The organism is Alteromonas infernus (genome assembly GCF_902705815.1).
In genome coordinates this window covers 58,715-84,451 of record NZ_CACSIG010000056.1, presented here as the reverse complement: position 1 = coordinate 84,451, position 25,737 = coordinate 58,715, and the positions used below count along the sequence as shown (strand labels likewise).

Here is a 25,737-nt window from a genome sequence, read left to right as displayed (position 1 = left end):
TTATACGTATGTGTTATCTGTAGAACCATACGCACAATACTAATAGAGTAATATTGTACTTTAGAGCGACTACCATTGAAACTGGACACTTGCACATGAAATCGCTGTTTAAAAACAAGCTGCCACCCATTGTGGGCTTAGATATAGGCACGCGTCAAATAAAAGCGGTGTGGTTAGAGCAATCGAAAGAGGGTTTTGTCCTTCAAGGGTATGCTTGTGAACCCATTAATAAAATTGCTTTTTCTGAACGCGATATTAAAGATTATGAATCGGTCAGTATCGCCTTGAAAAAAATTCGAAAATCACTGAAAACCAAGTTAAAGCTGGCCAATGTGGCGGTCGCGGGGACCTCAGTCATCAGTAAAATCGTTTACATGGAACCCGAGCAAAACGATTACGATTTAGAAAATCAGATTGAAATTGAGGCCGACAGCCTTATCCCCTACCCACTTGAAGAAGTATATTTAGACTTTGAAGAGATGGGGCCAAGTGCCACGCACACCGGTAAAGTAAACGTACTGCTAACTGCGGCACATAAAGATCTGGTAGACAGTCGACTATTGCTAGCCAGAGAAGCTAATTTCGAGCCTAAAATTGTCGATATGGAAAATTACGCCATCGGCAATGCACTGGATTTTTTTCATACGCCTCACGTAGAAGATGAACCCCTTTGTTGCGTTAATGTGGGGGCATCTTTGCTCCAAATATGTGTAATTAAAAACGGCGATGTTATTTACACGAAAGAGCACGCGTTTGGCCTAAACCAGTTAGTCAATGATATCAGCGCAATTCACATGGTTGAGCGCGAAACAGCAGAACGCCAGCTTCTTGATGGCACACTGTCAGGAAACTGGGTTGAAGATACACTCCCCATTTTTGCTGCCAACCTTCAGCAGAACATCAATCGCGCTATACAAATGTACATGAGTACGTTACACGCAGAGCGCCCAACCAAAATACTCTTTAGCGGTGGAGCGGCGACGATAGCACCTCTTGTCGATATCCTAAAACAAGACTTAGGCCTTGATGTGAATTGCTTTAATCCCTTTAGCAATATGACAATTAACCCTAAACTTGATATTACTCGACTTAACAAGATAGCGCCTCAGCTTGCGATTGCCGCAGGGTTGGCGAGCCGGAGCTTTACGCCATGGCACATGTAAATTTATTGCCTTGGCGAGAAAAACAGCGCCAACATCAAAAACAACAATATTTAGCAGGCTTGTTGGCCGTGGCTGCCATTGTGGGCTTAATTTTTTGGTTTATCGGTCAAGCCATTGACCAGCAAATCAATAATCAAAACTCGCGCAATCAATATCTTGAGCGTGAAATCGCTATACTCGATGCGCAAATTGGCGAGATTAAGACCGTAAAAGAAAAAAAGAGTGCAATAGAACAGCGTATGGCGCTAATTGAACAGCTTCAAGCTAGTCGAAATATTGCCCCTATCGTTTTTGATGAATTAGCTAAACTCGTTCCACCGGGCGTGGCTTTTGAAACGATGACACGCACCAACAACCGTATTGAAATAGAGGGAGTAAGCGATTCTAATAACCGCTTATCTGACTTCATGCGTGCGTTAGAAAATTCTAAAGTATTCGTTGCCGCAGAGCTCTCTACCATTAAATCTGACAGTAGCACTGCAAGAGCCATTAGCAACTTTACGCTCACCTTTTCAATAAATACGAATGTTGCTCCGCTAGAGGTTGAGAGTAGTAAGGCGCAGAAATAATGAAGTTTGACGTTTCTAAACTAAAAGAATTAAACGAACTCGATTTTGAACAAATCGCGATATGGCCCCATGAGGTACGTATTGTAGTTGCCGCTTTTGTGGCAATTTTGGTGGGCGCGTTAAGCTATTACCTGCTAGTCAGCCCCAAGCTGCCAATACAAGATGCGGCCGAGCTAAAAGAGCAAGAGCTAAAACTACAGTTCGAAGCGAAATATCGTATTGCTGCTAATCTAGATGCCTATGAAGCGCAGCTAAAACAAATAAGAGAAGATTTCTCTTCTATGCTTAAAAGCTTGCCCACGAGTAATGAAACGCCTGGGCTACTTGACGATATTACTTACGTGGGCACAGCATCAGGCCTTACATTTGAGCTTCTTAACTGGCAACAGGAAGTACCCAAAGAATTCTACACCGAGCTTCCCATTGAAATGGAAGTCAGTGGTGGCTATCACAACTTTGGCGAGTTTGTTGCGAAGGTGGCAGATTTACCAAGAATCGTAACCCTTCATGATTTCGAAATTAAGCGACAGCCAAACGGCCTATCGCTTAAACTTCAGGCGAAAACTTATCGCTCCGAAAGCGCCTCAGAACTTAAAGGAGATGAAAAATGATCCGCTCGTTTTTATCTCTTATAACGCTATTTTTGATAGCGGGCTGTTCGCCGCAGCTCGACGATTTACAAGCCTACACACAAAGCGTTAAAGAGCGGGCTCAGCCACAGGTTGAACCCTACCCTGAGTTTAAAACTCACCCGCCGTTTAACTATACAGCGAGTGATTTAAGAAGCCCGTTTGATCGCCCTCGAAATGCCGCTGTTCCCGTAGCGAAGTCGCGGGTGGAAAACTGTTTGCAGCCAAACTTTCAGCGTCCCAAACAAGCGCTTGAAGCCTATGGCGTAGATGCCCTTGCGCTTAGCGGTAACTTTTCGGTAAAAGGTGACAAATGGGCTTTATTAAAAAGTAATGATGGCGTACTACATAAAGCGAAAGTAGGGAGTCGTATTGGCTTGTTTTATGGCAAAATTACGCAAATTAACACTGACTCGATTACTATTGAGCAATTATTACCTGATGGTGCAGGCTGCTGGCAAAGGAAAACAACAACAATGACTACAGCATCGAAGGCGGGAGAGTAAGCATGGCCGAACGATACATATTTAACAAATCTCTGAATCGTAGAGCCCCTAGATGGTATTGGCTGGCCTCCATCGTAACAGCGATATTTTCGTTCACGCTATGGGTCTCTCCAGTAAAGGCGCAAGAGCCTATGTTGGTAGATCCCAATGCAACGCAAAATGCGTTATCGAAAAGCTCAACCATAACCAACATTGACTTTACGCAAGCTGCCAAGAATACCGCAGTCACATCAGTCGAGTTTGAAGGTGAGGCTCCTAAAGTTCAGCTTATAGAATCTCAAGGTAAAGTGTCGCTTACACTGGCAAACGCCACCTTAGGCGAAGACCAGTTATTAGAGTTAAATGTAGCCGACTTTGGCACAATGGTATCGACCATAGAAACCTTTGAAGACAAAGATGGTGCGAGAATAGAAATTAACTACTCAGGTCCGGTAACCGTTAGAAATACGGTTAAAGACGCTGTGCTTCGCATTGCCATTTCACCCATGGATAGCGAACAACAAGAAGCACTGGAAGCCGAGAAAAAGTACACGGGCGACCCTATTTCCCTCGACTTTCAAGATGTACCTGTTAGGCAAGTTTTACAAATTATTGCGCAGGTTAACGGTTTTAACCTTGTGACCACCGACACGGTGTCAGGAAACGTTACGATCAGTTTGTCAGGTGTTCCCTGGGATCAAGCGCTAGATATGATTTTGCGTGTGAAAGGGCTAGATAAACGCCTAGAAGGCAATATTCTTCTTATTGCGCCTGCTGAAGAGCTTTCAGCCCGCGAGACACAAGCCCTTCAATCGAAAAAGCAGGTGTCAGATTTAGCGCCGCTTCACACCGTTAATATTTCAGTTAACTACGCTAAGGCTGCGGCACTTGCCACTATTTTGAAGTCGACAGAAGGCGGTATTCTTTCAGAAAGAGGTGGAGTGACCGTGGACGAGCGTACTAATACCTTACTTATTCGCGACACTTTAGCCTCAATTGATGAAGCTAGAAAGACGATCAATGCGTTGGATATTCCGGTTAAACAGGTGCTTATTGAAAGCCGCATGGTTACCGTACTAGACGACGTTGATGAACAGCTAGGCGTGCGCTGGGGCTTTAGTGACCGCCAGGATGACAATGGCATATCAGGCAGTATTGAAGGTGCAGATACCATTGCTGGTGGCGTTGTGCCAAGTATTGAAAACCGTCTTAATGTTAACCTTCCGGTAAGCAGCGCAGCAGGTAGTATCGGTTTTCAGATAGCCAGCTTGGTAGATGGCACCATACTCGATTTGGAACTGTCTGCATTAGAATCGGAAAATAAGGGCGAAATTATTGCAAGCCCGCGTATTACCGTTGCAAACCAGCACGAAGCGTACATTGAACAAGGTACCGAAATTCCTTATGTTCAAGCCACCTCGAGTGGTGCTACGTCAGTAGAATTCAAAAAAGCGGTACTGTCGCTTAAAGTAACGCCGCACATCACCCCTGATAATCGCATTATTCTTGATTTAGTGGTGACACAAGATACCCGAGGTGAGACGGTAACAACCTCTACAGGGGATGCCGTAGCTATTGACACCCAAGAGATTAAGACACAAGTCTTAGTGGAAAATGGTGAAACCATTGTGCTCGGTGGTATTTTTCAGCAAACCAGCTCTGACGGTGTGTCAAAAGTACCGCTATTTGGTGATTTGCCCCTTGTTGGCGCGCTATTTAGAAACTCATCTCAGCTTCAACAAAAACGTGAGCTTCTTATCTTCGTAACACCTAAGATAGTGACAGAAAGACCATAATTGTTGGTTTGATAAACAAAAAATGCGCTTTTAAAAGCGCGTTTTTTCGTTTTAGGGCCTTTTTTGCCACTAAATTTACAGGTATAGGCTATTTGTTGGTAACAAAACTTGCAACGCCTTGCATGAAACTGAGATAATCCCCGCCTCGAAATTTAAGCGAGGTTTAAGGAGTGGTGCTTATTGGACACTAAATAGGCACGAGTCAATGGGTAGGCTGGTAAGGCAACAGTGCACTGCCCCTAACATGATTAAGTTGTGATATAAGCAAATATGGCTGAAAAACGTAATATCTTTTTAGTTGGCCCAATGGGTGCTGGCAAAAGTACCATCGGTAGACATCTGGCAGACGAACTTCACCTAGACTTTTTTGATTCTGATCAGGAAATTGAGCGCCGTACAGGTGCTGATATCGCTTGGATCTTTGATCTTGAAGGCGAAGACGGTTTCCGAGCGCGCGAAGAAAATGTCATTAATGATTTGACAGATAAGCAAGGTATCGTGCTTGCCACAGGCGGCGGCTCTATAGTCACTAAAGCTGTGCGTAATCGTTTATCTGCCCGTGGTATTGTTGTTTACCTACAAACAACAATCGACAAGCAAGTTGCCCGTACACAACGCGACAAACGTCGCCCTTTGCTGCAAAACGAAGATCCAGAACAAGTACTTCGCGATCTTGCAGAAATGCGCAACCCGCTTTACGAAGAAGTTGCTGATTACATTGTTGATACAGACGACCAAAGTGCGCGTGCTGTAGCAAATCAAATTATCAGTAAGATCGGTCTATAAATAAACTTATGTATTAGGAGGTGCTACGCCCATGTCAACCTTAACTGTGGAACTTGGAGAACGTAGCTATCCTATACAGATAGAGGCTGGGCTGCTTTCGCAACCTGGCCTTTTTAGTGCCTACATAAAAGGCCCGCTTGCCGTTATTGTAACCAACGAAACCGTTGCTCCACTTTATCTTGAAACGGCGAAGGCGGCATGTGGTGACGTTCACGTTGAAACCATTATCTTGCCTGACGGTGAGCAGCATAAAAATTTAGCGCAGTTCGAAGTTGTGATGACCCGCCTTCTTGAGCTTAACGCCGCCAGAGATACCACGCTAATTGCATTAGGTGGCGGCGTAATCGGTGACCTCACAGGCTTTGTTGCAGCGACCTATCAAAGGGGCGTACCTTTTATTCAGGTTCCTACCACATTACTTTCTCAAGTAGACTCATCGGTTGGCGGTAAAACGGCGGTAAACCACCCTCTAGGTAAAAACATGATTGGTGCATTTTACCAACCTGTTTATGTTGCTATCGATACCGACTCGCTGACGACACTGCCGCCAAGAGAATTTGCTGCCGGTATGGCAGAAGTGATTAAATACGGCATCATTTACGATGCTGACTTTTTCACTTGGCTTGAAGAAAACGTAAATGCACTCACTTCACTAGACACAAGCATCCTAACCCAAGCTATTTCCCGCTGTTGTGAAATTAAAGCCGTTGTTGTTGCTAAAGACGAGCGAGAAGGTGGTCTGCGCGCCATTCTCAATTTAGGCCACACGTTTGGACACGCAATTGAAGCAGAGCAAGGGTATGGCAATTGGTTACATGGCGAAGCGGTGGCCGCTGGTACTATACTTGCTTGTAAAGCTGCAGAAGGTTTATCGTGGTTTTCAGCGTCAGAAACACGTCGCGTGTCTGCGCTATTTGAAGCGTTTGCATTGCCTGTTAAAGGGCCAAGTAGCATGACTAAGGACGACTACGTTAAGCACATGAAACGCGATAAAAAGGTGGAAGCAGGCAATATTCGTTTTGTCCTTCCCCAAGGTATTGGCAAAGCGGTGGTCACTAAGGACGTTACCGACGACATTCTAACTGACATTCTTGCTTAGCCTAACTATCGCAACATACTAGCAGCGATTGCACCGCTATAGAGTAGTGCCCCAGAAGCGATAACATGGTCATTTTTTGCACCCAATGCACTTCTAGATCTGTCATTCAGGTAGAAGTATAGCGCGGCTAGTCATAGGTTTAACAGTATCGGTTAATAAGGGCAAACTCCATGCAAAGCGAGCTGCATGATCGTTTGGAATACTTGGTCAATTACTCCTCTCAGCTGATCTTTGTCAGCGGCGAGTCTATTGCTCAACAACAAAAAACCCTTGAAGCCTTCGTATTTCAACAGCACGACGATACTGAAATTGCGTATTTAACCGCGCAAGAAAATATGGAGCCGTCAGATTATCGACGCCAACTTTGTCGGCAGTTGCTCGGGCAAGTCGTGGGCAGTTTCGTTAGACCCCTCAATGAATTACTTTCCGACTTGAATAGCCATGAAGGGCCTATTCTTATAGCCATAACGCAGGCACATAACCTTCCTGATGCCCTGCTGCAAGAGTTATGGGACCTTGTCTTACAAAGCCGGTTTGCGGGCAACAAGCAGCATCTGAATGTGCTTTTGTTTGCGAACAACGAGTGGGCAGAACGCGCTAAGCAGTGGCTTCCTGCAAAAAATACCGAAACGCCGCTTATTATTAGTAGTCAGTCAGTCATGAGTGAGCAACCAAACGTTGAGTCTGAGCTCGACAAAATGATTGCTTCAAGGAGAGAAGCGTTTCAAGCGCATTTAGAGAACAGGCAGCGTGAAAACACGCTAACTTTTCACAACCCGCTAAAGGCCACATGGTTCTATGTATCAGTTGTATGTGTCTTTCTGCTCACTTTTTCTGGCTTAGTTTATTGGCAGTATGGCGATAAACTAGCGTCGCTGTTTTCACCGATAGAACAGCAAAATAGTACTGAAAGTGAAGCTTTGCTAGTCGCGCCTGGTTCGGCCTATAAGACCCTTATGGATAGTAATACACAAGACACAGAAGAGAGCATTACTGGAGACATTGCAGGTGACATTGATAAAAGCAACATAAACGGCAGTGAATCTGAAAATGACGCTGAAATTCAAACTGCTAACGTAGAATTAGTGTCAGCCCCAAATTCAACACTTCGTAAAAACAAAAGCTCGGGCAGCGTTTCAACTAAAGACGACACACTTATAACAGACTGGAACGCCGCTGTATCATCGCTTCCTGCGCAACCGCCTTCTTCAGAACAGCAAGGCAATACGGCTACGGCAACGAATAACCCGCTTGAAGAAGAGCAAGCAAGTAGCGAAGAAAGTGTTAGTGCAACTAACAATCCCCGTGATTCTGTGAGCGAAGCGTCAGCCGAAAGTAACAATGCCGAGAATAACAATACGGTAAGTGAAAACATAAAAGGCACGCCTTCACAAAGTAACTGGATAATGGCCAACGACTACGCTATTCAAATGCTTGCTATGAAGGATGAATCTGTTCTCAAGGCCTTTTTACGCGAAAATGGCTTGGTTGAACATACCCGAATTTATAAAACCTTTCGCTATGGTGGCGAGTGGTTCGTAGTAGTTAACAAGAACATTTATGCTTCGTTATCGCAAGCGCAACAAGCACGAACAGATTTACCCGAATACCCAGGTAAACAAAATGCTTTTATAAAGCGAGGAAGCCAAATCCTCTCTGAAATGGGTAAAGCGCAAAATTAAGTCATTTCGCAGCCGGATAGCCATATTATTTCCAGTAAACGAGCAAAATTCCCTTCTTGCTGCACTTGTTGGTTGTCCGTTTTACTGATGAAAGTTACAATCTACCTTTAGCGTGGTGATATCTGATACTGATCAGCATAAAAGTATAAAGACGACCCTTTCCCTTGGAACGGCGGCGCAAGGAAAAACCACCGTCTTCATTCCGTCTAGGTAGTAACGTTTAAGCATGATGCAGAAGAAAAACCGGGCTTTTTTTAAAATGGGCCGGTGGCAAATACAGCTTGGTTGAGCATATTCAGGCCAGATTACCGCAAGCTAACAAACTTATAGAACCGTTTGTTGGTGCAGGCTCTGTGTTTTTGAATACGCAATACAAGCGCTACCTACTAAATGACATCAACCCCGATCTTATTAACTTATACAACTTCCTAAAAGCCCAGCCAGACGCGCTTATCAATGACGCTCGCTCGTTTTTCGATGGTAAACGCAACGAAGAGAAAATGTACTACGCGTTGCGCGAAGAATTCAATGCTACCGAAGACGAGTATTATCGAGCTATCCTCTTTTTATATTTAAACCGCCATGGCTACAACGGTTTGTGTCGCTATAGCCTTCAAGGTCGTTTTAATGTGCCGTTTGGCCGTTACAAAAAGCCCTACTTTCCAGAAGACGAAATGTTTGTGTTTTCTGAAAAATCACAAAAAGCCACTTTCACCTGTCTACCGTTTGAGAAGGTTTTTTCAAGGGCTAGGCGAGGCAATGTTATTTATTGCGATCCACCCTACGCACCTATCAGTAAAACGGCTGCCTTTACTAGCTATGCAGCCCGTAGTTTTGGGCAAGAGTCTCAAGAAAAACTGGCAGAATTGGCCACCCGAGCATCTAAAAAGCGTGGAATTCCGGTATTAATATCGAACCACGATTTACCGCTAACCCGAGCCCTATACCAAGGTGCGGATTTCAGTATGCTGTCAGTAAAGCGGTCTATTAGTCAAAATGGTGCAAAGCGTCAACCGGTTGATGAAATACTCGCTTATTTTCCACCTGCGAAAGTTGTTGCCAAGCGAAAAGCTCGTAAGAAAAAAGCAGTGCAGCGCCCTTCGGATTGAAGGCAATAATACGACAACAGAAGAAATATTGGCGCCTTCGGTTTAGTTATATGATGTTTTAAGCTTAGCCTTCAGGGAAGACGCAAAGGAATTAGCCGCCGTAGCCTGTATACCACTTTACGAACATAAATAGTGAAACAACAAATAGCGCTACCAAAATTACCCCAATAACAGCAAAGCTGATAAAAGTGCCTTTAGTAAAGTCGCGTTCATAGTTTTTGTGGCTTTGAACACCGAACAGACTTGCGACTACACTACCTAGAACTGACCAGAAACCAGTACCAGATGGCATAGTGTCCCCTACGCGTCGTTCGAAGGAGAGGTGAAATCTCGATTACCATCGTCGCTGTGCAGCAACTCCAGTAAATCTAAAAAGTGAAACTGAAAGGATGGCGATTTACCCGCGATCCAAGATAGCCAGCTAACTTCCTCTACACCGTCTTGGTATCGAGCACATTGATTTTGAATGTGGCTGGCTGGTAGCTTAGGGTTAAATTCGGTGACGGGTTGGTATTCACATACCGACGAGTGTGAGCTTGGCGGATTCGTGACTGCTACGCTAACTAGCGCTACAGCTGCAGATATCGCAAAAAATGGGAGAACTTTCATCCTGAATACTCCTTACACTCGTTTAAAAATTAATCTCATTATAATCAAAAGCAGGTTACTAACAAGTTAAAAATGCGTTGCCTTTAAAAATGAAAAGCCTAATGAACTGACATTAGGCTTTTACTACTCAACGTTTTGTTAAAGGCTATCTAATAGCCTTTGAACAAGTCTTACAGCTGGAAGTCGACTGAGTAAGCTACAGTGAATTTAACTGCATCGTTATCAAACTCATCATCGCCGCCCATATCATCTAGGTCGGTCCCTGTAATTGCAAAGCTAAAGCCATCTTTCGCGATTGATACGCCGTAGTCTACATAACCTTCAACACCGTTAAACGCTTCCGCAAAGTCACCTTCGTGATAACCAACGTGGAAACCAAGTTCGGTGCCATTTAGAATTTCCATGCCGTAGTCAAGAGACGTATAAGATGCTTGAGCAAATCCAAAATCTTGGCCTTCACCTTCATCAGCTTCGGTGTGTGCTAATAAGTAAACCGTTAGGCTTAAGCCGCCCATACCTACCGAGCCATAAACTTCAGCGAAGTCAAAGTTCGCTTCATCATCATAGTTGTAATAAAGGTAACCAAAGTCGTAAGCAATGCCGTCAGACTCGCCAGAAAAACCAAAGTACATGTCGTGCTCATATGAATATACATCGCCTGCACCATAGTTCACGTTAGATGCCCACGTACCCGCATAAAAACCACTTTCGTGTGCGTAGTCGATACCGCCCTGAACAGCAGCTTCGTTAGTAGTTTGTGTTAGACCACGCCAAATGTAGTTGCTGGTCGCGCTTGCATTGGCAGTAAATTCACCTTCTGCATAGCTAGGCATGGCTGTTAACAGACACGCTGAAGAAATTGCAGCGGCAAGGATTGTTCTTTTTGTAGATGTTTTCATGTGTGTTCTCCAGTCAAAATTCAAACTTGTTATAATTCGTTTTTCTGTCTGTGTTTTCTTTTTTGGACTGATTAACGCAAAGTTGATGCCCATTTATGGTTCACCAAAAAACTTTGCTCAAAAACTTTTAACTCACTGATTTAATTTAATAAATCAACCTACCAAAAAATAGTGCCGTTAAACCCACCGCATTCAACCTGAACAAAAACGCACCAACATAACGCACCCTCCCCATTATTGGGCAAGGCATTCTTATACCCTCGTCTATCTATAATTCCAGTGAAATGAACGCTGATTTAGCCTTTGCATAGTAAAGAAGCACGGATTTGGGTAAACTTTCGCAACCCTAAAACGTAAGTGGCAACAAACCCTGTTGTTTTTAGATTTAAAGGACATGAAATGAAACCATTCCTAATTGCCCCATCTATACTTTCTGCTGACTTTGCCCGTCTTGGCGAAGACGTAGACAACGTATTAAAAGCAGGCGCCGATGTGGTGCATTTCGATGTGATGGATAACCACTATGTACCAAACCTTACGTTTGGGCCTATGATTTGTGAAGCGTTGAGAAATTACGGCATTACTGCACCCATTGATGTGCATCTTATGGTTAAGCCCGTAGACGATTTGATAGAAAAGTTTGCCGACGCTAGCGCTAGCTATATTAGCTTTCACCCAGAAGCGTCTGATCACATAGATCGTTCTTTACAACTCATCATTGATGCCGGCTGTAAACCAGGTCTGGTATTTAACCCAGCCACGCCGCTACATTACCTTGACCACGTCATGGACAAGCTGCACCACATTCTTATTATGTCGGTGAACCCAGGCTTTGGCGGTCAAAAATTTATACCTAGTACCCTAGATAAAGTGCGCGCAGTTAAGCAGCGCGTTTTAGAAAGTGGCTATGATATTCGAATTGAAATTGACGGTGGCGTAAAAGTAGATAATATTCGCGACATAGCCGAAGCGGGTGCGGATATGTTTGTTGCCGGTTCAGCTATTTTTTCTCAACCCGATTACGGCGATGTCATCGAGCAAATGCGCGATGAACTGGCGTCATTATCTAAAGCATAGTTTTTAAAGCTAAACGTTCTCAAACTTAGTTTTAACAGTATTTAACGTATTACAGGTAAAAAGAAATGAGTATAAACCCGTTGTATTAAGTGGCTGTCAGCCTTCAGGCCAACTTACCCTTGGCAATTACATGGGTGCGCTTAAGCATTGGGTTTCCATGCAAGACGATCACGACTGCTTGTATATGATTGTAGACTTGCATGCCATTACGGTAAGACAAGACCCCAAGCAGCTAGCAGAAGCGTGCTTAGACGGCCTTTCTCTTTACCTTGCGTGTGGTATTGACCCACAAAAAAGCACGCTGTTTTTACAATCCCATGTGCCGGAACACGCTCAGCTCTCATGGGTTCTCAATTGCTATGCTCAAATGGGTGAGCTAAATCGCATGACTCAGTTTAAAGATAAGTCGGCGAAAAACGAAAATAATATCAACGTTGGTTTATATAGCTACCCTGTGCTTCAGGCTGCCGATATTTTGCTTTATCAAGCAGATAAGGTACCAGTAGGTGAAGACCAAAAGCAGCACTTAGAGTTGACCCGCGATATCGCAACCCGCGTGAATAACCTATATGGCGATGTGTTTAAATTGCCTGACCCTTACATCCCAGATTTCGGCGCGCGCATTATGAGCTTGCAAGAGCCGGAAAAGAAGATGTCGAAGTCAGACAATAATCCGAACAACTTTATTGGTCTGTTAGAAGAACCCAAGAAGTTGGCGAAGAAGATTAAGCGCGCGGTAACGGACTCTGACGAGCAAGCCAATATTTATTTCAACCCAACAGAAAAGCCTGGTGTATCTAACTTACTTACCCTGCTTTCTCTTTCTACCGGAAAATCGATTAAAGCGCTTGAACCTGAGTATACCGACAAAATGTACGGCCATCTTAAAGGCGATGTCGCAGACGCCGTCGTCGCGTTACTAGAGCCAATTCAAGCGCGTTATGCCGAAATTCGAGCAGACCGAGCTTACCTTGACGATGTTATGCGTCAGGGTGCGGAAAAAGCGTCTGCTCGCGCTGCAGAAACGCTCGCAAAGGTATACAACGCGGTTGGTTTTATACCTAAGCCATAAGACTACGCTGCCAGTTTGTTATGAAAGCCACGACGGGCAAGTATCACCCTTCGTGGCCATCACTTTCGCCTAACAGGATTACCTAGGAATAGCGCTGCTGTGTTGCTGTTAATTGATAATTTCGATTCATTCACTCATAACCTTGCTCGGTACTTCACAGAACTTGGTGCCAACGTTGAAGTTGTGAGAAACAATGCGCTGACTATCGACGACATAGAACGCCTTGCCCCTTCACAGCTTGTTATATCCCCCGGTCCGTGTACACCGAACGAAGCCGGTATAAGCTTATCTGCTATTTCTCATTTCGCCGGTAAACTGCCTATTTTAGGTGTGTGCCTAGGCCATCAGGCTATCGGCCAGGTGTTTGGTGCTGATGTAGTAGGCGCTCAAGAAATAAAACACGGCAAGGTTTCCACGTTAAAGCACAAGCAAACCGGTTTGTTTAAAACGCTTCCCAAAGCCTTTAACGTTACCCGCTACCACTCACTTGTGTTAGACCCAACCACAATGCCTCGCTCTCTTCAGGTTGACGCATGGTGCGAGACCGCACAAGGTAGGAAAGAGATCATGGCTATTTCACATACCTACCACCCTATATGGGGGGTACAGTATCATCCCGAATCACTGCTCACTGAACATGGTCACAGTGTGCTAGACGCTTTTTTGCGCTTCAAAATGCCTTAAGTTAATTCAACTACTGCCGATACGTTTTAGTAGTGTAAAAGCTGACGCTTTAAAGGCAGTATTTCTCGCAATTCACTGATTTTTCGCTTAACTTTCATAAGTCCATTTAGCGTTGGCACGCTAAATAGTGGTTATGTATCAACGGGGAAGCGCTATATCAGGGTTGATGAAAAATTATGTCGTTCGAAAAGCCGTAGCTGTTATTTATTCCATTGCAGAGCGAACGTTATAAGGCCCCTGATGTACGATAATATTGCCGTTCAACAAAAAGTTATGAGCAGGAGTGCTTTTAATATGACAATGGGGGCAACCACACCGCCCACAATCGACGAACGATTCGAGAACATGCTTATTTCTCCAGAACGCGTGCTCGAAATGCTAGGAAGGCGTCGAGTTGGTGAAGTGAGCTTCGAACAATCTGAACAAGGTGACGCTCGTCGGCTACTGCTGAATGTTGAGAAAGTGGCGATTGAGAATAAGCGCCTGCAAGAAAAAACGGAAGCAACCTATCAAGAGTCGGTAAGCCATCAACTTCACGAGATACTTTTCGAAGAGTTGACCGAGCAACTCAGCTATACCGACGAACTTGTACAAAACGTACTTAATTTACCAGAAAACATCGGCGAATTGCTTGATGCGCTCTCAGTAAGGGCGTGTTCTGTCTCTAAATTAGAGCCCATCGCCGCTACCATGCCGTGGCTTTACGATGAGCTTATCGTTTTCGTTAATACCCCCCAATTTAGACGTAAAGACTCTCGCGGTCGCATTATCGTTGTTGAAACGCTGAGAACGGCGCTTAGCTTTTTAGGTATAGAAAACTTACGCACCTTAATCCCTTCGCTAATTTTAAAGCGCGCTATGCCGCAAATTACCGACCCCTATCCGTTAATCAAGCAAAAGCTAACTCGCTATTCGACGGGTGTAGCCATAACAACAAAGCGCTTAGGGGCTATCAATGACATTAACAAAAATACCGCCTATACGTTGGGTATGCTAAGTAACTTAGGGCGCTGTGCAGTAACACGGCTTTACTTCAAACTGTTTGATAAAATTCAGCTTCACCTGCTAAAAGAGTGTCAAAAAGACAAGGAGCAAAAGCGACATGAAGCCTTACTTAAAATAACTCCCTCAGCAAATCATCTTATTGCTATGCAACAAGAGTTTGCCGATGCAGTAAGTGCCGACATCATGGAATGGATGAATTTGAAACGGCTGCCTATAGCATCGCCTATGCGGGATTGTGCGAACAAGATACCGGCTGAAAGTGGTAGCCTGTGCAAAGTACTTCATCAGGCTCGCTCTTATACACAAGTTCGGATGTTACACCAATTGAAACTGGTTGAGACGAAAGATGTAAAGCCTCTTTTTGTTGAACAAAAGTACCCTCAAGGGGCCCTTGAGAAACTAAAAACTATCGATATTTTTACTCTTCCATTAGTTAAAAACGAAGACAGTCATTAAAAATTTAGTGGATATTCATGCACTCGTTATGCAATGTGCAGCATGAAATTCACTTATCCTCTAGAAATCGGGCTTTCCTTACGGCTTTGCCCGCCAACCTCAGTATAGACATGCGCGTTTGGACGATACTTTTTTTCAACAATTTACTCGCGCAGCAATGCTGCTATAGCCAGCGTATAACCGTTTTCCAAGCAGAAAACTCGATTATTACTAAATGATATAGCCCAGTAGTTAATAGTTATTCACTTTTCCTGCAAATTAAGCCACAGTCCTTATAAATAAAGGGCTGCAGCCTTTTAGGAAGAAGACAAATGTTAAAAAAAATGGCATACTGTAAACCAAATCCGATTAGTTTTTATGCGCTAAAATAATGTTGCGTGCTTAAGAGTGGGAAGAAATTCTCTTCCAATGCTTTACGAACATGAACACAAAAAAGTGGTTTAGCGCCCAATGCAGAGGTAACAAAGATGAACGTAACTCGCGCTACATTTGATGATGTAATGGTTCCTAACTATAACCCAGCAGGTATGGTACCTGTTCGAGGTGAAGGTTCACGCGTATGGGATCAAGAGGGTGCTGAGTACATCGACTTTGCAGGCGGTATCGCAGTAAATGTTTTAGGCCACTGCCATCCTGAGCTAGTTAAAGCACTAAATGAACAAGGCAGCAAGCTTTGGCATTTAAGTAATGTATTTACCAACGAACCCGCTCTTCGCCTTGCTAAAAAGCTTAACGATGCCACCTTTTCCGACAAAGTTTATTTTGCGAACTCAGGTGCAGAAGCTAATGAGGCGGCGCTAAAGTTAGCTCGTCGCTGGGCGCTAGACAAGCACGGCGAAGATAAGAACCAAATCATTGCGTTTAATAAAGGTTTCCACGGCCGTACGTTCTTTACCGTAACGGTTGGGGGTCAAGCGGCTTACTCTGATGGTTTTGGCCCTAAGCCGGGCGCAGTTGACCATTGTGATTACAACGACCTCGCTGCATTTGAAGCACTTATCTCTGACAAAACCTGTGCGGTAATGATGGAGCCATTGCAAGGCGAAGGCGGCATCATTCCACCAGACGCTGACTTTGTAAAAGGGGTTCGCGAGCTATGCGACAAGCACAACGCGCTACTTATATTTGATGAAGTCCAGTCAGGCGTTGGTCGTACTGGCCACCTGTATGCTTACATGGGTCTTGGCGTAACACCGGATATCCTTACCACAGCAAAATCGTTAGGCGGCGGCTTTCCAATTGGTGCCATGCTAACTACAAATGATATTGCCGCACACCTTAAACCAGGCACTCACGGCAGTACGTACGGCGGAAACCCATTGGCCTGTGCGGTTGCGGAAAAAGCATTAGATATCGTTAATCAGCCAGAAGTACTTGAAGGTGTACTTAAAAAGAAGCGCTTTTCCGTGAGCTTTTAGGTGCGATTAACGAAAAATACAACGTATTTGAAGAAGTTCGTGGTCAAGGCATGCTGCTAGGCTGTGCACTAAATGAAAAATACCAAGGTCGCGCCCGTGACTTCATGATGGCAGCAACGAAAGAAAACTTAATGTGCTTGGTTGCCGGTATGAACGTGATTCGTTTTGCGCCTTCATTGGTTATCCCTGATGAAGACATTAAAGAAGGTTTAGCACGTTTTGAGCGCGCCGTTGCCGCCGTTGTAAACGCCGAATAATTACAACACGAGTAGCGAACATGAATATCATTCGCCCTATTACAAAGGCCGATTATAACGCGCTGAAAGAAATTGCCGTTGAATCGGGTATTGGCTTTACGTCACTGCCCGTTAACGACGAGTTACTACAGCGCAAAATTGATCGTGCAGAAACTGCGTTTAACAAACCTAACGTAACCGAGCCTGGCGATGAGTCATACTTGTTTGTAATGGAAGATACCACTTCCGGTACGGTTGTGGGCACGACAGGTATTGAAGCTGCAGTTGGTATTGACGATGCTTTCTATCACTACCATTTAAGTAAAGTAGTGCATGCTTCTCGCGAGCTAAACATTCATAATACGGTAGACATTTTAACGTTTTGTAATGACTACACCGGTGTCACTGAAATCTGCACCCTCTTTCTTCGTGAGCAAGCGCGAGGCGGTATTAACGGCCGCTTCCTGTCTAAAGTTCGCTTCTTGTTTATGATGGAACATCGCGAGCGCTTTTCAGAAACCGTGATTGCCGAAATGCGTGGCGTAAGTGACGAAGAAGGCCGTTCACCGTTTTGGGAATGGCTAGAGACCCACTTCTTCTCTATGGACTTTCCAACGGCCGACTACCTCACGGGTATTGGCAACAAGGTGTTCATTGCTGAACTTATGCCTAAATACCCGATTTACGTAAATTTACTGAGTAAAGAAGCTCAAGAAGTGATTGGCGAGGTACACGAAAAAACCCGCCCAGCCCTTCAGCTATTAGAGGAAGAGGGCTTTTCTTGCCGCGGTTACGTAGATATTTTCGACGCAGGCCCCACGGTTGAAGCGAACCTAAGCCATATTCGCACTGCACAGTCGAGTGTAAAACTACCGGTTTTCATTGACGACAACGCAGCTGCGTTAGGGCAAACGCACTACATTATTAACACATCTATATCTGATTTCCGTGCAGTAGCCACCGAAATGACGGTAAGCGAAGAGAAGCAAGTTGCCGTGCTTTCTCGCCAGGCCGCTGCTGCACTGAATGTGAAAGAGGGTGAACACGTACGCTTTGCCCCTGTCACCTACAGAGACTAAAAGGACACCCACTATGCTACATACACATTTTATAAACGGTGAATGGGTTGCCGGACAAGGTCACGACCTAACCTCAGTTGACCCCGCCAAAAATGAAATTATTTGGGAAGGCAAGTCTGCCACAGCAGAGCAAATCGACGACGCGATTAGCGCTGCCCGTGCTGCACTTCCAGCGTGGAGCATGAAGACGGTTGAAGCGCGTCTTGAAATTATTAAGATTTACGGCGCAAAGCTTGAAGAAGCAAAAGCTCACCTTGCCAAAGTAATGGCAAAAGAAACCGGTAAACCTGAGTGGGAGACGGCCACGGAAGTGGGCGCCATGATGGGCAAAATCGGTATTTCTGAGAAGGCCTACTTTGAGCGCACCGGCAATGTTGAAAACCCAATGCCAGTAGGTAAAGCCTTTATTCGCCACAAACCTCACGGCGTGGTAGCGGTATTCGGCCCCTACAATTTCCCGGGTCACCTTCCTAATGGACACATTGTTCCTGCTCTTATCGCGGGTAACACGGTTGTGTTTAAACCAAGCGATTTAACGCCCATGGTTGCACAAGAAATGGTGAAACTGTGGGATGCGGCAGGCCTTCCGGCCGGTGTACTTAATCTTGTCCAAGGTGAAGTGGAAACGGGTAAAGCCCTGGCTTCGCACAATGACATTGACGGTTTGTTCTTTACCGGAAGTTCGCGCACAGGAAGGATCTTACACGAACAGTTCGCTGGCCACCCAGGTAAAATCTTGGCCCTTGAAATGGGCGGTAACAACCCGTTAATCGTAAAAGACGTAGCCGATGTTGATGCTGCGGTACACGACATCGTTCAGTCTGCTTTCATCACGTCAGGTCAGCGCTGCACGTGTGCGCGCCGCTTGTTCTTGCCAGCCGACGCCAAAGGCGACGAGATCCTTGCTCGCCTTATCGAAGTAACCAAAAATATTAAAGTTGGCGATTACGATGCTGAAGAGCAGCCATTTATGGGTGCAATGATTTCAAGTAGTGCTGCAGCTCTCATGGTGAAAGCACAGCAAGAACTTGAAAACTTAGGCGGAAAAGTATTGGTACGTCTTGAGCAGCAAGACGAAAGCAAAGGCTTTGCTACGCCGGGTATTATCGATGTAACTGACATGCTTGCTTCTTTACCTGACGAAGAACACTTTGGTCCGCTATTAAAAGTCATTCGCTACACTAGCTTTGATGACGCGATTGCAGAAGCCAATAACACCAGTTTTGGTTTGTCGGCAGGTCTTTTAGGTGACAGTGAAGAAGATTACCGTTATTTCTTTGCGCGTATCCGCGCGGGCATCGTAAACTGGAACAGACCCATTACCGGCGCAAGCAGTGCCGCGCCGTTTGGCGGCGTAGGCGACAGTGGCAATCACAGAGCCAGCGCGTTTTATGCAGCAGATTACTGCGCATACCCCGTAGCTTCGGTTGAGCTTGATAAAGTCACTATGCCAAGCAAGTTAAGCCCAGGTTTATCAATGTAAGCCTAGCTTCACGTTATCTAAAAAGGCCGAAGCACCGTGCGCTTCGGCCATTTTCGCACCTAGCTTATACGAACTATTCCTTAAAATAGTCAACGACAGAAAGGACCCTACTACCATGCATAGCAACATAGATACGTTGTTCAGCAATATGTGGGACGATTACGTAACAATCACTCCCTCAGCACATAAAATACATGCCCTATTAGCCGGTGAAGAAAACACGAACGATATCGTTAACGACCACGTTGCTTTTAGAACATTTGCCCTTGATAAAACTCGCTTAGATAAGCTTGCAGCACATTTCTTAGCTTTGGGATATGAAGCGAAAGGCGACTACAACTTTGAAGCCAAAAAGCTCACAGCCAAACATTTTGAGCACCCCGACGATACCAAGCCCAAAGTGTTTATTAGTGAACTTCGCGTTGATGAGCTTTCAGACCAAGCGCAAGCCATTATCAAAAAGCTTGTAGAGCAAATGCCAGATTCAATGGTAAAGGCCGACAACTTCCTGTATTCAGGGAAGCACTGGGAGGTCTCTAAAGCTGAGTACGACACGCTGTTAAATGAGTCAGAATATGCGGCGTGGATGGCAGCTTGGGGCTTTCGTGCTAACCATTTTACGGTAAGCGTAAACTACTTAACCCGCACTAATGAGCTTGCTGATGTGAACACCCTGCTTAAAGAAGCCGGATTTGTACTTAACACATCGGGCGGTGAAATTAAGGGGGGACCAGAGGTTTATCTTGCTCAGTCTTCGACAATGGCCGACCGCGCAGACGTCGCGTTTAGCGATGAGACTGTGGCTATTCCAAGCTGTTTCTACGAATTTGCCCAGCGCTATGAAATGCCTGACGGTAAACTTTATACTGGTTTTGTTGCCGCATCGGCGGATAAAATCTTTGAAAAGTACGAATGCGAAATAGCATAAACCACGGGTGGTGAAAAAAGCCCATTGTTGGGCTTTTTTTGTATTCGCTGACCCATCCTAAATAGCGTTGATACATTCCAACGCAATTTAGAGAGTGAGTTGTCGCGGCTTGGTACTAACGGTTAGGCTCCGATGTATGCCTAGCAAGAAACTGGTCGTAAGGCATAGGTTTATCAAAGTAAAAGCCCTGCATAAGCTGAATATCCGCTTGTTGCATAAAAGGTAAGTAAGACTCTAATTCAACACCTTCAGCGACAACCTCTATTTGCAGGCTCTTTAACATGGCAATTAGGCCATTAAACAGTGCATTGGCTTTGCTATCTAAGTGTATGCCTTGAATCAGGCTTTTATCTACCTTGACCACTTCAAACTGAAAGCTGCGCAAATAGCTAAGCGATGAAAAACCACTACCAAAGTCGTCTAAGGAGAGCCTAAAGCCATTTTCCTTCAGCGTTTAACGCCCTAAGCGCCGCTTTTTCATCCCGAATAAATACCGACTCTGTTAGTTCTAACTCGATATATTCAGGGGAGACACTGTTGTTCATACAAATCTTTAGCGCCTGCTGCGGAAAGTTCGGATCAAGCATTTGGTTGGCGCTAATATTCACCGACAGCGGTATTGACTCACCTTGCTGCGACTCCATAATAGAAATGTAATCACATGCCGCCTCTAAAGCCTGTAGACCAATAGCACTGTCGAGCTTTTGCTCTTCAGCTATGGGAATGAATACAGCTGGCGAAACCACGCCGTGCAACCCCGATATCCAACGGCACAATACCTCGCCCCCTTTTAACTCTCCGTTTAGGTCGTATTTGCCTTGAATATAAAAATCGAGTAGATGGTTTTCTACGGTTCTGCGTAAATCATTCACCATACTCACTTGCTGAGTCATGCTTTCATAAAGCCCAGGCTCGTAGATGAAAGCTTGCCCTTTCCCTAGCTCTTTTGCGCGATACATCGCTGCATCTGCACATTGTATCAAGCCTTCTATGCTGTCGCTGTGCGCGGGAAAGTCGGCAATGCCGATACTGGCCGATAACCTTAGCTCTGAAGATTTAACGCTAATCACGTCTTCTTCGATGTGGTGAATAAGCTGCTGAGATTTTTCAGCTATTTTCTCACATGTTTGCGAAGGAAGTACCGCTATAAACTCATCGCCCCCCCACCTTCCGACTTCACCGATTGGCCCGAACATGGCGGTAAGCTGTGCGCCGACCCGCTGTAGCTCGATATCGCCTCTTTCATGCCCTGCGTTATCATTAATCGCTTTAAAGCCGTCTAAATCGATAAATACTAAAACGAAAGGTTTTTTGCTCTCTACTAAGCCAGTAATAGATTCCCGTAAAAAGTTTCGATTTGATAACCCAGTCAACTCATCGTGAAGAGCGAGCTGCCGTAGTCTGGCCTCGTTGCGTTTGCGATCGCTGATATCGCGCATAGTAGCTATGAGATAAGAAGTTTGCTGATAGGTCTCAAATAGCGCCACCGAAATATCAACGACTCTGATTTCTCCGCTTTGTGTCTTAATTTTAGACTCGAAACGCACTTGCTTATCCGAAGCTAACTGCGCTTTATCAACTTTCTCGGTAATAAATATATGGTTAAAATCTAGACCAACCCATTGATCTTTCACCATCGCGCCAATTAACTGAATGAAAGCATCGTTACACTCGGTAATAACAAGGTCAGGCGAAAGCACCAGCATAGGTTCTCGCGAACTAGCAAAAGCCGATGCCATCAAATGAAAGGATTGCTCAGCCTTGCGCTGTTGCGTGATATCTTTTGTCGTACCAACTATGTGCAATGCTTCGCCGGCGTTTCCACGTTCTAAAACACGCCCACGCAACCTTACCCACTGGAAGTCTTCATCTAGCTTTAGGCGAAAAGAGAACTCTATACGATCGCGCTTACCGTGTAATGCCATACTCCAGTGGAACTGAAGCCCTTCTATGTCGTCTTCATGCACACGTTCTAATAATTGAATTAACGTACCAGACCATGTTGATACACTCTCAGAATGAAGAGAAAACGAGCGTATCTCCATCCTATCGCATTGCGCCTTCCAGCTCCAAAACGACTCCTGAGAAGCCCAAAGCGCTAGTTCAAGATCCTTTTGTGCATTTTGGCTTTGCTTAAGCGTTTCGTACAAGCTTTCCATTTTCTCTACGAGTAACGCTTCCGCCTGCTCTCGTGCTGCGCGCTCCCGTTTCAATCGCCGCTCAAGCAATGCAGCGTGATCGTGTGAAGGCGTGCTGGAGGATGTATCATCAGCCATTGAACACTCCTATGAAACGAGAGAAATACTAAATTCGTAAGTATGTGGCGTATCAAGTTGGTGCGTTTCCCGCTCTAGCTTGCAGTTGTAGTGCGCGGCTGCGGCGTCCATCAAACCTTCAGCTAAGGGGTATAACTCTCTTTCTGAATAGTACTGTAATCGCATAGCGGTATCGGTGCGAGAGAGTACTTTAAACCGGGGTAAGTCGGCATCGGGATAGAGTTTTTTGACTTGAACATGAATATCCCCGTCAAGGTGCATCAGCATATCTAGCATACCATTCGTATTAGCTAACACATCGGAGTGAACCGTAGCAAGCTTGCCGAACAGGTAATAGCCAAAATCGTATAAAAGTTCATTAGCAGACTTACCCGTTTTTTCCACCAGCACACCAAGTAAGCGTTGCATTTCTTCAAACGGGTAGTAGCCCACTGCAGTATAAGCGCCGTCGTTTTCTAACTCAGCTTCCATGATGACATCGTCAGCGAACTCAGGAGATACTTTTTCCTCGAGCATATCGATTAACGACGTAAAAACTATGCCTAGCATGTAAAATCCTCATTTAATCCTTAATTGAGTGTAGTTCACCTAAGCATAAGAACAACTTAAACTTTATGCCAAATCTTCGGGCGCCTCACCCTTGTCAGCGACAACCACTTCTACGGTATCAACCCGCTGTAGCCCCCTAGGTAGTTTATTCCCTCTTCTACCTCTTTCCCCCTGATAATGGGTCAGGTCTTCAGCGCTTAACGTCATATTTCGTTTACCCGCACCTACTTTTATGGCCGCCCCATCCGGAACTACAGTGAGTATTTTGACGTATTCTTCTCGCGACTGTGACTTCGCCGATGGAATATTAATAAGCTTGTTACCCTTACCCTTGCCTAAGCTTGGTAAATCACGCAGTGGGAACATCAGCATGCGCCCTTCATTTGAAATACTTAAGCACCAGTCGGTATCAGGGTTAGTCACGGGGGTGGGCTTCATGACTTTTGCCGCTGTGGGTAGCGATAGGTAAGCTTTACCCGCTTTGTTTTTACTCACCATATCTTTAAACGTTCCAACAAAGCCATAGCCAGCGTCGGAACCTACCAGAAACTTACTGTCGTCTTGTGCCATAATGGCATGCTGGAAGGACTCACCGCCGACAATACTAAAGCGCCCCGTTAGTGGCTCCCCTTGGCTGCGCGCCGATGGCAGCCCATGTGCATCACACGAGAAGGTGCGCCCCGAGCTATCCATAAATACCGCGGGCTGATTACTCTTGCCTTCTGCGCTAGATAAATAACCGTCACCGGCTTTATAACTCAAACCCTCTGCGTCAATATCGTGCCCTTTCGCGCAGCGTGCCCAGCCTTTTTCTGAAAGCACAACGGTAACCGATTCAGCCGGCACCAGCTCCTTTTCAGACAAAGCTTTCGCTTCACCGCGTTCCACAATAGGCGATCGCCTATCATCACCATACTTTTCAGCGTCAGCGAGAATTTCTTTTTTTAATGAGTGTTTTAAGACGGCGGTCTGAACCTAGCAATTGCTGAAGCTTATCCCGCTCTGCGGCAAGCTCATCCTGCTCACCTTTAATTTTCATTTCTTCTAGTTTGGCTAAATGGCGAAGCTTTAACTCAAGGATAGCCTCAGCTTGTTTATCGCTCAGCCCAAAGCGAGACATTAACTCTGGCTTGGGCTTGTCATAGGTTCGAATGATTTCGATAACTTCATCGATATTCAAAAACGCAATTAACAAACCTTCAAGGATGTGAAGTCTAGCCAGTACTTTATCGAGGCGGTATTGCAAGCGGCGCGTTACGGTATCTTTTCTGTACTGAAGCCACTCTGTCAAAATGGTGCGCAAATCTTTAACCTGAGGGCGACCATCTAGCCCTATCATGTTCAGATTTACCCGATAATTTTTCTCAAGGTCGGTTGTAGCGAATAAATGCTGCATTAGCTGGGTCACATCAACGCGATTTGAACGAGGCGTGATAACCAATCGAGTTGGGTTTTCGTGGTCAGATTCATCGCGAAGGTCGCTGACCATAGGCAGCTTTTTAGCCTGCATTTGGGCAGCTATTTGTTCGAGAATTTTTGCGCCCGAGGCTTGGTGCGGTAGTGCTGTAATTACCACGTCACCGCTTTCCTCGCTATATACAGCGCGCATTTTAATAGAGCCTCTACCCGTCTCATAAAGCTTTTGTATATCAGCCTTCGGCGTAATGATTTCCGCTTCAGTTGGGTAGTCTGGCCCGTTGACATGCGCAAGGACATCGCTTAATTCGGCTTTACTATTGTCCAACAGCATTGCGCAGGCATTAGCTAACTCTCTAACGTTATGCGGCGGAATATCTGTCGCCATACCTACCGCAATCCCCGTTACCCCATTTAACAAAATGTGGGGGAGACGAGCAGGCAAAACGCTTGGCTCTTCTAATGTACCGTCGAAATTAGGTACCCAGTCGACCGTGCCTTGGCCTAGTTCGTTTAACAAGACTTCGGCGAAACGAGATAGCTTGGCTTCGGTATAACGCATGGCAGCAAAGGATTTAGGGTCGTCTGGTGCCCCCCAGTTCCCTTGGCCATCCACCAGCGGATAGCGATACGAAAAGGGCTGCGCCATAAGCACCATAGCTTCATAGCACGCCGAGTCGCCGTGAGGGTGGAACTTACCTAATACATCACCGACGGTTCTGGCCGACTTCTTATATTTGGCGCTTGCGTTTAAGCCAAGATCAGACATGGCATAAATGATGCGGCGCTGAACGGGCTTTAAACCGTCAGAAATATGCGGCAGGGCCCGGTCCATGATGACGTACATGGAATAGTTAAGATAAGCGTCTTCGGTGAAGCGTCGAAGAGGAAGTTGCTCTACCCCATCGCGATTAATGATGATCTCGTCACTCATGATAATTTTTTCGTTTTGTTATTAATACCAATGCGCTCGTGATAATACGGCGGTCTTCCACGCGTTGTTAGCGCACCACTAGGTGAAAGCACGGAAGCGTTAAATGCTATTGTGGGGTAAAGCGCAATGGTGTGCAATCTTTCAAACCAAATGTCGCGGCTTTGGCTGAGTATATTTACCCCAATTTACGGCATAAGTGTTTGTTTTGTTATTCTTCAAAGAGAGTGGTTAAATAGGGAAGATTGAATTTTGCCCTTCACTATTCAATCCCAAAATAACAAAAAATCCTAATTAAACG

The 25,737-nt window shown here is 45.3% G+C and carries 21 protein-coding genes and 3 pseudogenes; 17 read left to right on the top strand and 7 right to left on the bottom strand.

Annotation, left to right across the window (positions count from 1 at the left end; translation table 11 throughout):
• Positions 1–95 precede the first annotated feature (95 nt).
• The 9 genes from pilM (at position 96) to ACX5J7_RS14225 (ending at position 9,318) form a co-directional block, all read left to right on the top strand.
• On the top strand, positions 96–1,163 hold the full coding sequence (gene pilM / locus ACX5J7_RS14265; RefSeq protein WP_012517022.1) for a type IV pilus assembly protein PilM: 1,068 nt from the start codon (positions 96–98) through the stop codon (positions 1,161–1,163).
• Positions 1,151–1,732 carry a PilN domain-containing protein gene (locus ACX5J7_RS14260; protein WP_012517021.1) on the top strand — a complete coding sequence of 194 codons (582 nt, stop codon included), beginning with the start codon at positions 1,151–1,153 and terminating at the stop codon, positions 1,730–1,732. Before pilM ends, ACX5J7_RS14260 begins: the two co-directional genes overlap by 13 nt.
• Entirely contained in the window at positions 1,732–2,343 is a 612-nt protein-coding gene (locus ACX5J7_RS14255) for a type IV pilus inner membrane component PilO (protein ID WP_071950638.1), read from the top strand. Before ACX5J7_RS14260 ends, ACX5J7_RS14255 begins: the two co-directional genes overlap by 1 nt.
• The gene (locus ACX5J7_RS14250; RefSeq protein ID WP_071950637.1) at positions 2,340–2,867 is read left to right on the top strand and encodes a pilus assembly protein PilP; all 528 of its coding nucleotides are present in this window, start codon (positions 2,340–2,342) and stop codon (positions 2,865–2,867) included. The genes ACX5J7_RS14255 and ACX5J7_RS14250 overlap by 4 nt, the downstream gene beginning before the upstream one ends.
• A gap of 2 nt (positions 2,868–2,869) precedes the next feature.
• Entirely contained in the window at positions 2,870–4,642 is a 1,773-nt protein-coding gene (locus tag ACX5J7_RS14245) for a type IV pilus secretin PilQ (protein ID WP_498707357.1), read from the top strand.
• A 270-nt stretch (positions 4,643–4,912) separates the two neighbouring features.
• Positions 4,913–5,428, top strand: a complete 516-nt coding sequence (gene aroK / locus ACX5J7_RS14240) for a shikimate kinase AroK (protein WP_012517017.1) — start codon at positions 4,913–4,915, stop codon at positions 5,426–5,428.
• A gap of 31 nt (positions 5,429–5,459) precedes the next feature.
• A complete protein-coding gene (gene aroB / locus ACX5J7_RS14235; RefSeq protein WP_498707356.1) occupies positions 5,460–6,527 on the top strand; it encodes a 3-dehydroquinate synthase in 1,068 nt (355 codons plus the stop codon).
• Positions 6,528–6,697: 170 nt separating this feature from the next.
• Complete coding sequence (locus ACX5J7_RS14230) at positions 6,698–8,209, top strand: SPOR domain-containing protein (protein ID WP_498707355.1); 1,512 nt, start codon at positions 6,698–6,700, stop codon at positions 8,207–8,209.
• 281 nt (positions 8,210–8,490) lie between these two features.
• Positions 8,491–9,318, top strand: coding sequence for a Dam family site-specific DNA-(adenine-N6)-methyltransferase (locus ACX5J7_RS14225; protein WP_498707354.1), 828 nt, complete (start codon positions 8,491–8,493; stop codon positions 9,316–9,318).
• Between the two features lie 91 nt (positions 9,319–9,409).
• On the opposite strand, the gene ACX5J7_RS14220 is transcribed toward ACX5J7_RS14225, so the two are convergent.
• From ACX5J7_RS14220 to ACX5J7_RS14210, 3 genes are all read right to left on the bottom strand, one after another.
• A complete protein-coding gene (locus ACX5J7_RS14220) occupies positions 9,410–9,610 on the bottom strand; it encodes a DUF2970 domain-containing protein (RefSeq protein WP_012517013.1) in 201 nt (66 codons plus the stop codon).
• Between the two features lie 8 nt (positions 9,611–9,618).
• Positions 9,619–9,927: a hypothetical protein gene (locus tag ACX5J7_RS14215; protein WP_012517012.1), complete on the bottom strand. Its 309-nt coding sequence runs from the start codon at positions 9,925–9,927 to the stop codon at positions 9,619–9,621.
• A gap of 170 nt (positions 9,928–10,097) precedes the next feature.
• Entirely contained in the window at positions 10,098–10,919 is an 822-nt protein-coding gene (locus ACX5J7_RS14210) for a TorF family putative porin (RefSeq protein ID WP_012517011.1), read from the bottom strand.
• A 306-nt stretch (positions 10,920–11,225) separates the two neighbouring features.
• Between ACX5J7_RS14210 and rpe the strand changes: the two genes are divergently transcribed.
• The 8 genes and pseudogenes from rpe to ACX5J7_RS14170 all read left to right on the top strand — a co-directional run bounded on the left by rpe (position 11,226) and on the right by ACX5J7_RS14170 (position 20,264).
• Positions 11,226–11,903, top strand: a complete 678-nt coding sequence (gene rpe, locus ACX5J7_RS14205) for a ribulose-phosphate 3-epimerase (protein ID WP_020745245.1) — start codon at positions 11,226–11,228, stop codon at positions 11,901–11,903.
• A 73-nt stretch (positions 11,904–11,976) separates the two neighbouring features.
• A pseudogene (gene trpS / locus ACX5J7_RS14200) lies at positions 11,977–12,975 on the top strand (tryptophan--tRNA ligase); the annotation flags it as partial.
• 99 nt (positions 12,976–13,074) lie between these two features.
• Positions 13,075–13,659: an anthranilate synthase component II gene (locus ACX5J7_RS14195; RefSeq protein ID WP_278384073.1), complete on the top strand. Its 585-nt coding sequence runs from the start codon at positions 13,075–13,077 to the stop codon at positions 13,657–13,659.
• A 294-nt stretch (positions 13,660–13,953) separates the two neighbouring features.
• Positions 13,954–15,120 carry an HDOD domain-containing protein gene (locus tag ACX5J7_RS14190; RefSeq protein ID WP_498707353.1) on the top strand — a complete coding sequence of 389 codons (1,167 nt, stop codon included), beginning with the start codon at positions 13,954–13,956 and terminating at the stop codon, positions 15,118–15,120.
• A gap of 467 nt (positions 15,121–15,587) precedes the next feature.
• A pseudogene (locus ACX5J7_RS14185) lies at positions 15,588–16,795 on the top strand (aspartate aminotransferase family protein).
• A gap of 20 nt (positions 16,796–16,815) precedes the next feature.
• A complete protein-coding gene (gene astA, locus ACX5J7_RS14180) occupies positions 16,816–17,853 on the top strand; it encodes an arginine N-succinyltransferase (protein ID WP_012517005.1) in 1,038 nt (345 codons plus the stop codon).
• Positions 17,854–17,866: 13 nt separating this feature from the next.
• Positions 17,867–19,336, top strand: coding sequence for a succinylglutamate-semialdehyde dehydrogenase (gene astD / locus ACX5J7_RS14175; protein ID WP_278384077.1), 1,470 nt, complete (start codon positions 17,867–17,869; stop codon positions 19,334–19,336).
• Positions 19,337–19,451: 115 nt separating this feature from the next.
• On the top strand, positions 19,452–20,264 hold the full coding sequence (locus tag ACX5J7_RS14170; RefSeq protein WP_498707352.1) for a DUF1338 domain-containing protein: 813 nt from the start codon (positions 19,452–19,454) through the stop codon (positions 20,262–20,264).
• Between the two features lie 115 nt (positions 20,265–20,379).
• Here the strand turns inward: ACX5J7_RS14170 and ACX5J7_RS14165 are convergent, their stop codons facing one another.
• The 4 genes and pseudogenes from ACX5J7_RS14165 to parC form a co-directional block, all read right to left on the bottom strand.
• Positions 20,380–20,715 (bottom strand): EAL domain-containing protein, encoded by a 336-nt coding sequence (locus ACX5J7_RS14165; protein ID WP_498707387.1) that lies wholly within the window; start codon positions 20,713–20,715, stop codon positions 20,380–20,382.
• A complete protein-coding gene (locus ACX5J7_RS14160; RefSeq protein WP_498707351.1) occupies positions 20,696–22,540 on the bottom strand; it encodes a putative bifunctional diguanylate cyclase/phosphodiesterase in 1,845 nt (614 codons plus the stop codon). The genes ACX5J7_RS14165 and ACX5J7_RS14160 overlap by 20 nt, the downstream gene beginning before the upstream one ends.
• 9 nt (positions 22,541–22,549) lie before the next feature.
• A complete protein-coding gene (locus ACX5J7_RS14155) occupies positions 22,550–23,089 on the bottom strand; it encodes a heme NO-binding domain-containing protein (protein ID WP_474372268.1) in 540 nt (179 codons plus the stop codon).
• A 63-nt stretch (positions 23,090–23,152) separates the two neighbouring features.
• Positions 23,153–25,439: pseudogene (gene parC / locus ACX5J7_RS14150) on the bottom strand (DNA topoisomerase IV subunit A).
• Between the last annotated feature and the right edge of the window lie 298 nt (positions 25,440–25,737).

What these genes read in the sequence shown, in the direction of transcription:
- pilM (WP_012517022.1), top strand. Translation starts at nt 96, where the DNA reads ATGAAATCGCTGTTTAAAAACAAGCTGCCACCCATTGTGGGCTTAGAT.
- ACX5J7_RS14260 (WP_012517021.1), top strand. Translation starts at nt 1,151, where the DNA reads ATGGCACATGTAAATTTATTGCCTTGGCGAGAAAAACAGCGCCAACAT.
- ACX5J7_RS14255 (WP_071950638.1), top strand. Translation starts at nt 1,732, where the DNA reads ATGAAGTTTGACGTTTCTAAACTAAAAGAATTAAACGAACTCGATTTT.
- ACX5J7_RS14250 (WP_071950637.1), top strand. Translation starts at nt 2,340, where the DNA reads ATGATCCGCTCGTTTTTATCTCTTATAACGCTATTTTTGATAGCGGGC.
- ACX5J7_RS14245 (WP_498707357.1), top strand. Translation starts at nt 2,870, where the DNA reads ATGGCCGAACGATACATATTTAACAAATCTCTGAATCGTAGAGCCCCT.
- aroK (WP_012517017.1), top strand. Translation starts at nt 4,913, where the DNA reads ATGGCTGAAAAACGTAATATCTTTTTAGTTGGCCCAATGGGTGCTGGC.
- aroB (WP_498707356.1), top strand. Translation starts at nt 5,460, where the DNA reads ATGTCAACCTTAACTGTGGAACTTGGAGAACGTAGCTATCCTATACAG.
- ACX5J7_RS14230 (WP_498707355.1), top strand. Translation starts at nt 6,698, where the DNA reads ATGCAAAGCGAGCTGCATGATCGTTTGGAATACTTGGTCAATTACTCC.
- ACX5J7_RS14220 (WP_012517013.1), bottom strand. Translation starts at nt 9,610, where the DNA reads ATGCCATCTGGTACTGGTTTCTGGTCAGTTCTAGGTAGTGTAGTCGCA.
- ACX5J7_RS14215 (WP_012517012.1), bottom strand. Translation starts at nt 9,927, where the DNA reads ATGAAAGTTCTCCCATTTTTTGCGATATCTGCAGCTGTAGCGCTAGTT.
- ACX5J7_RS14210 (WP_012517011.1), bottom strand. Translation starts at nt 10,919, where the DNA reads ATGGGCATCAACTTTGCGTTAATCAGTCCAAAAAAGAAAACACAGACA.
- rpe (WP_020745245.1), top strand. Translation starts at nt 11,226, where the DNA reads ATGAAACCATTCCTAATTGCCCCATCTATACTTTCTGCTGACTTTGCC.
- ACX5J7_RS14190 (WP_498707353.1), top strand. Translation starts at nt 13,954, where the DNA reads ATGACAATGGGGGCAACCACACCGCCCACAATCGACGAACGATTCGAG.
- astA (WP_012517005.1), top strand. Translation starts at nt 16,816, where the DNA reads ATGAATATCATTCGCCCTATTACAAAGGCCGATTATAACGCGCTGAAA.
- astD (WP_278384077.1), top strand. Translation starts at nt 17,867, where the DNA reads ATGCTACATACACATTTTATAAACGGTGAATGGGTTGCCGGACAAGGT.
- ACX5J7_RS14170 (WP_498707352.1), top strand. Translation starts at nt 19,452, where the DNA reads ATGCATAGCAACATAGATACGTTGTTCAGCAATATGTGGGACGATTAC.
- ACX5J7_RS14160 (WP_498707351.1), bottom strand. Translation starts at nt 22,540, where the DNA reads ATGGCTGATGATACATCCTCCAGCACGCCTTCACACGATCACGCTGCA.
- ACX5J7_RS14155 (WP_474372268.1), bottom strand. Translation starts at nt 23,089, where the DNA reads ATGCTAGGCATAGTTTTTACGTCGTTAATCGATATGCTCGAGGAAAAA.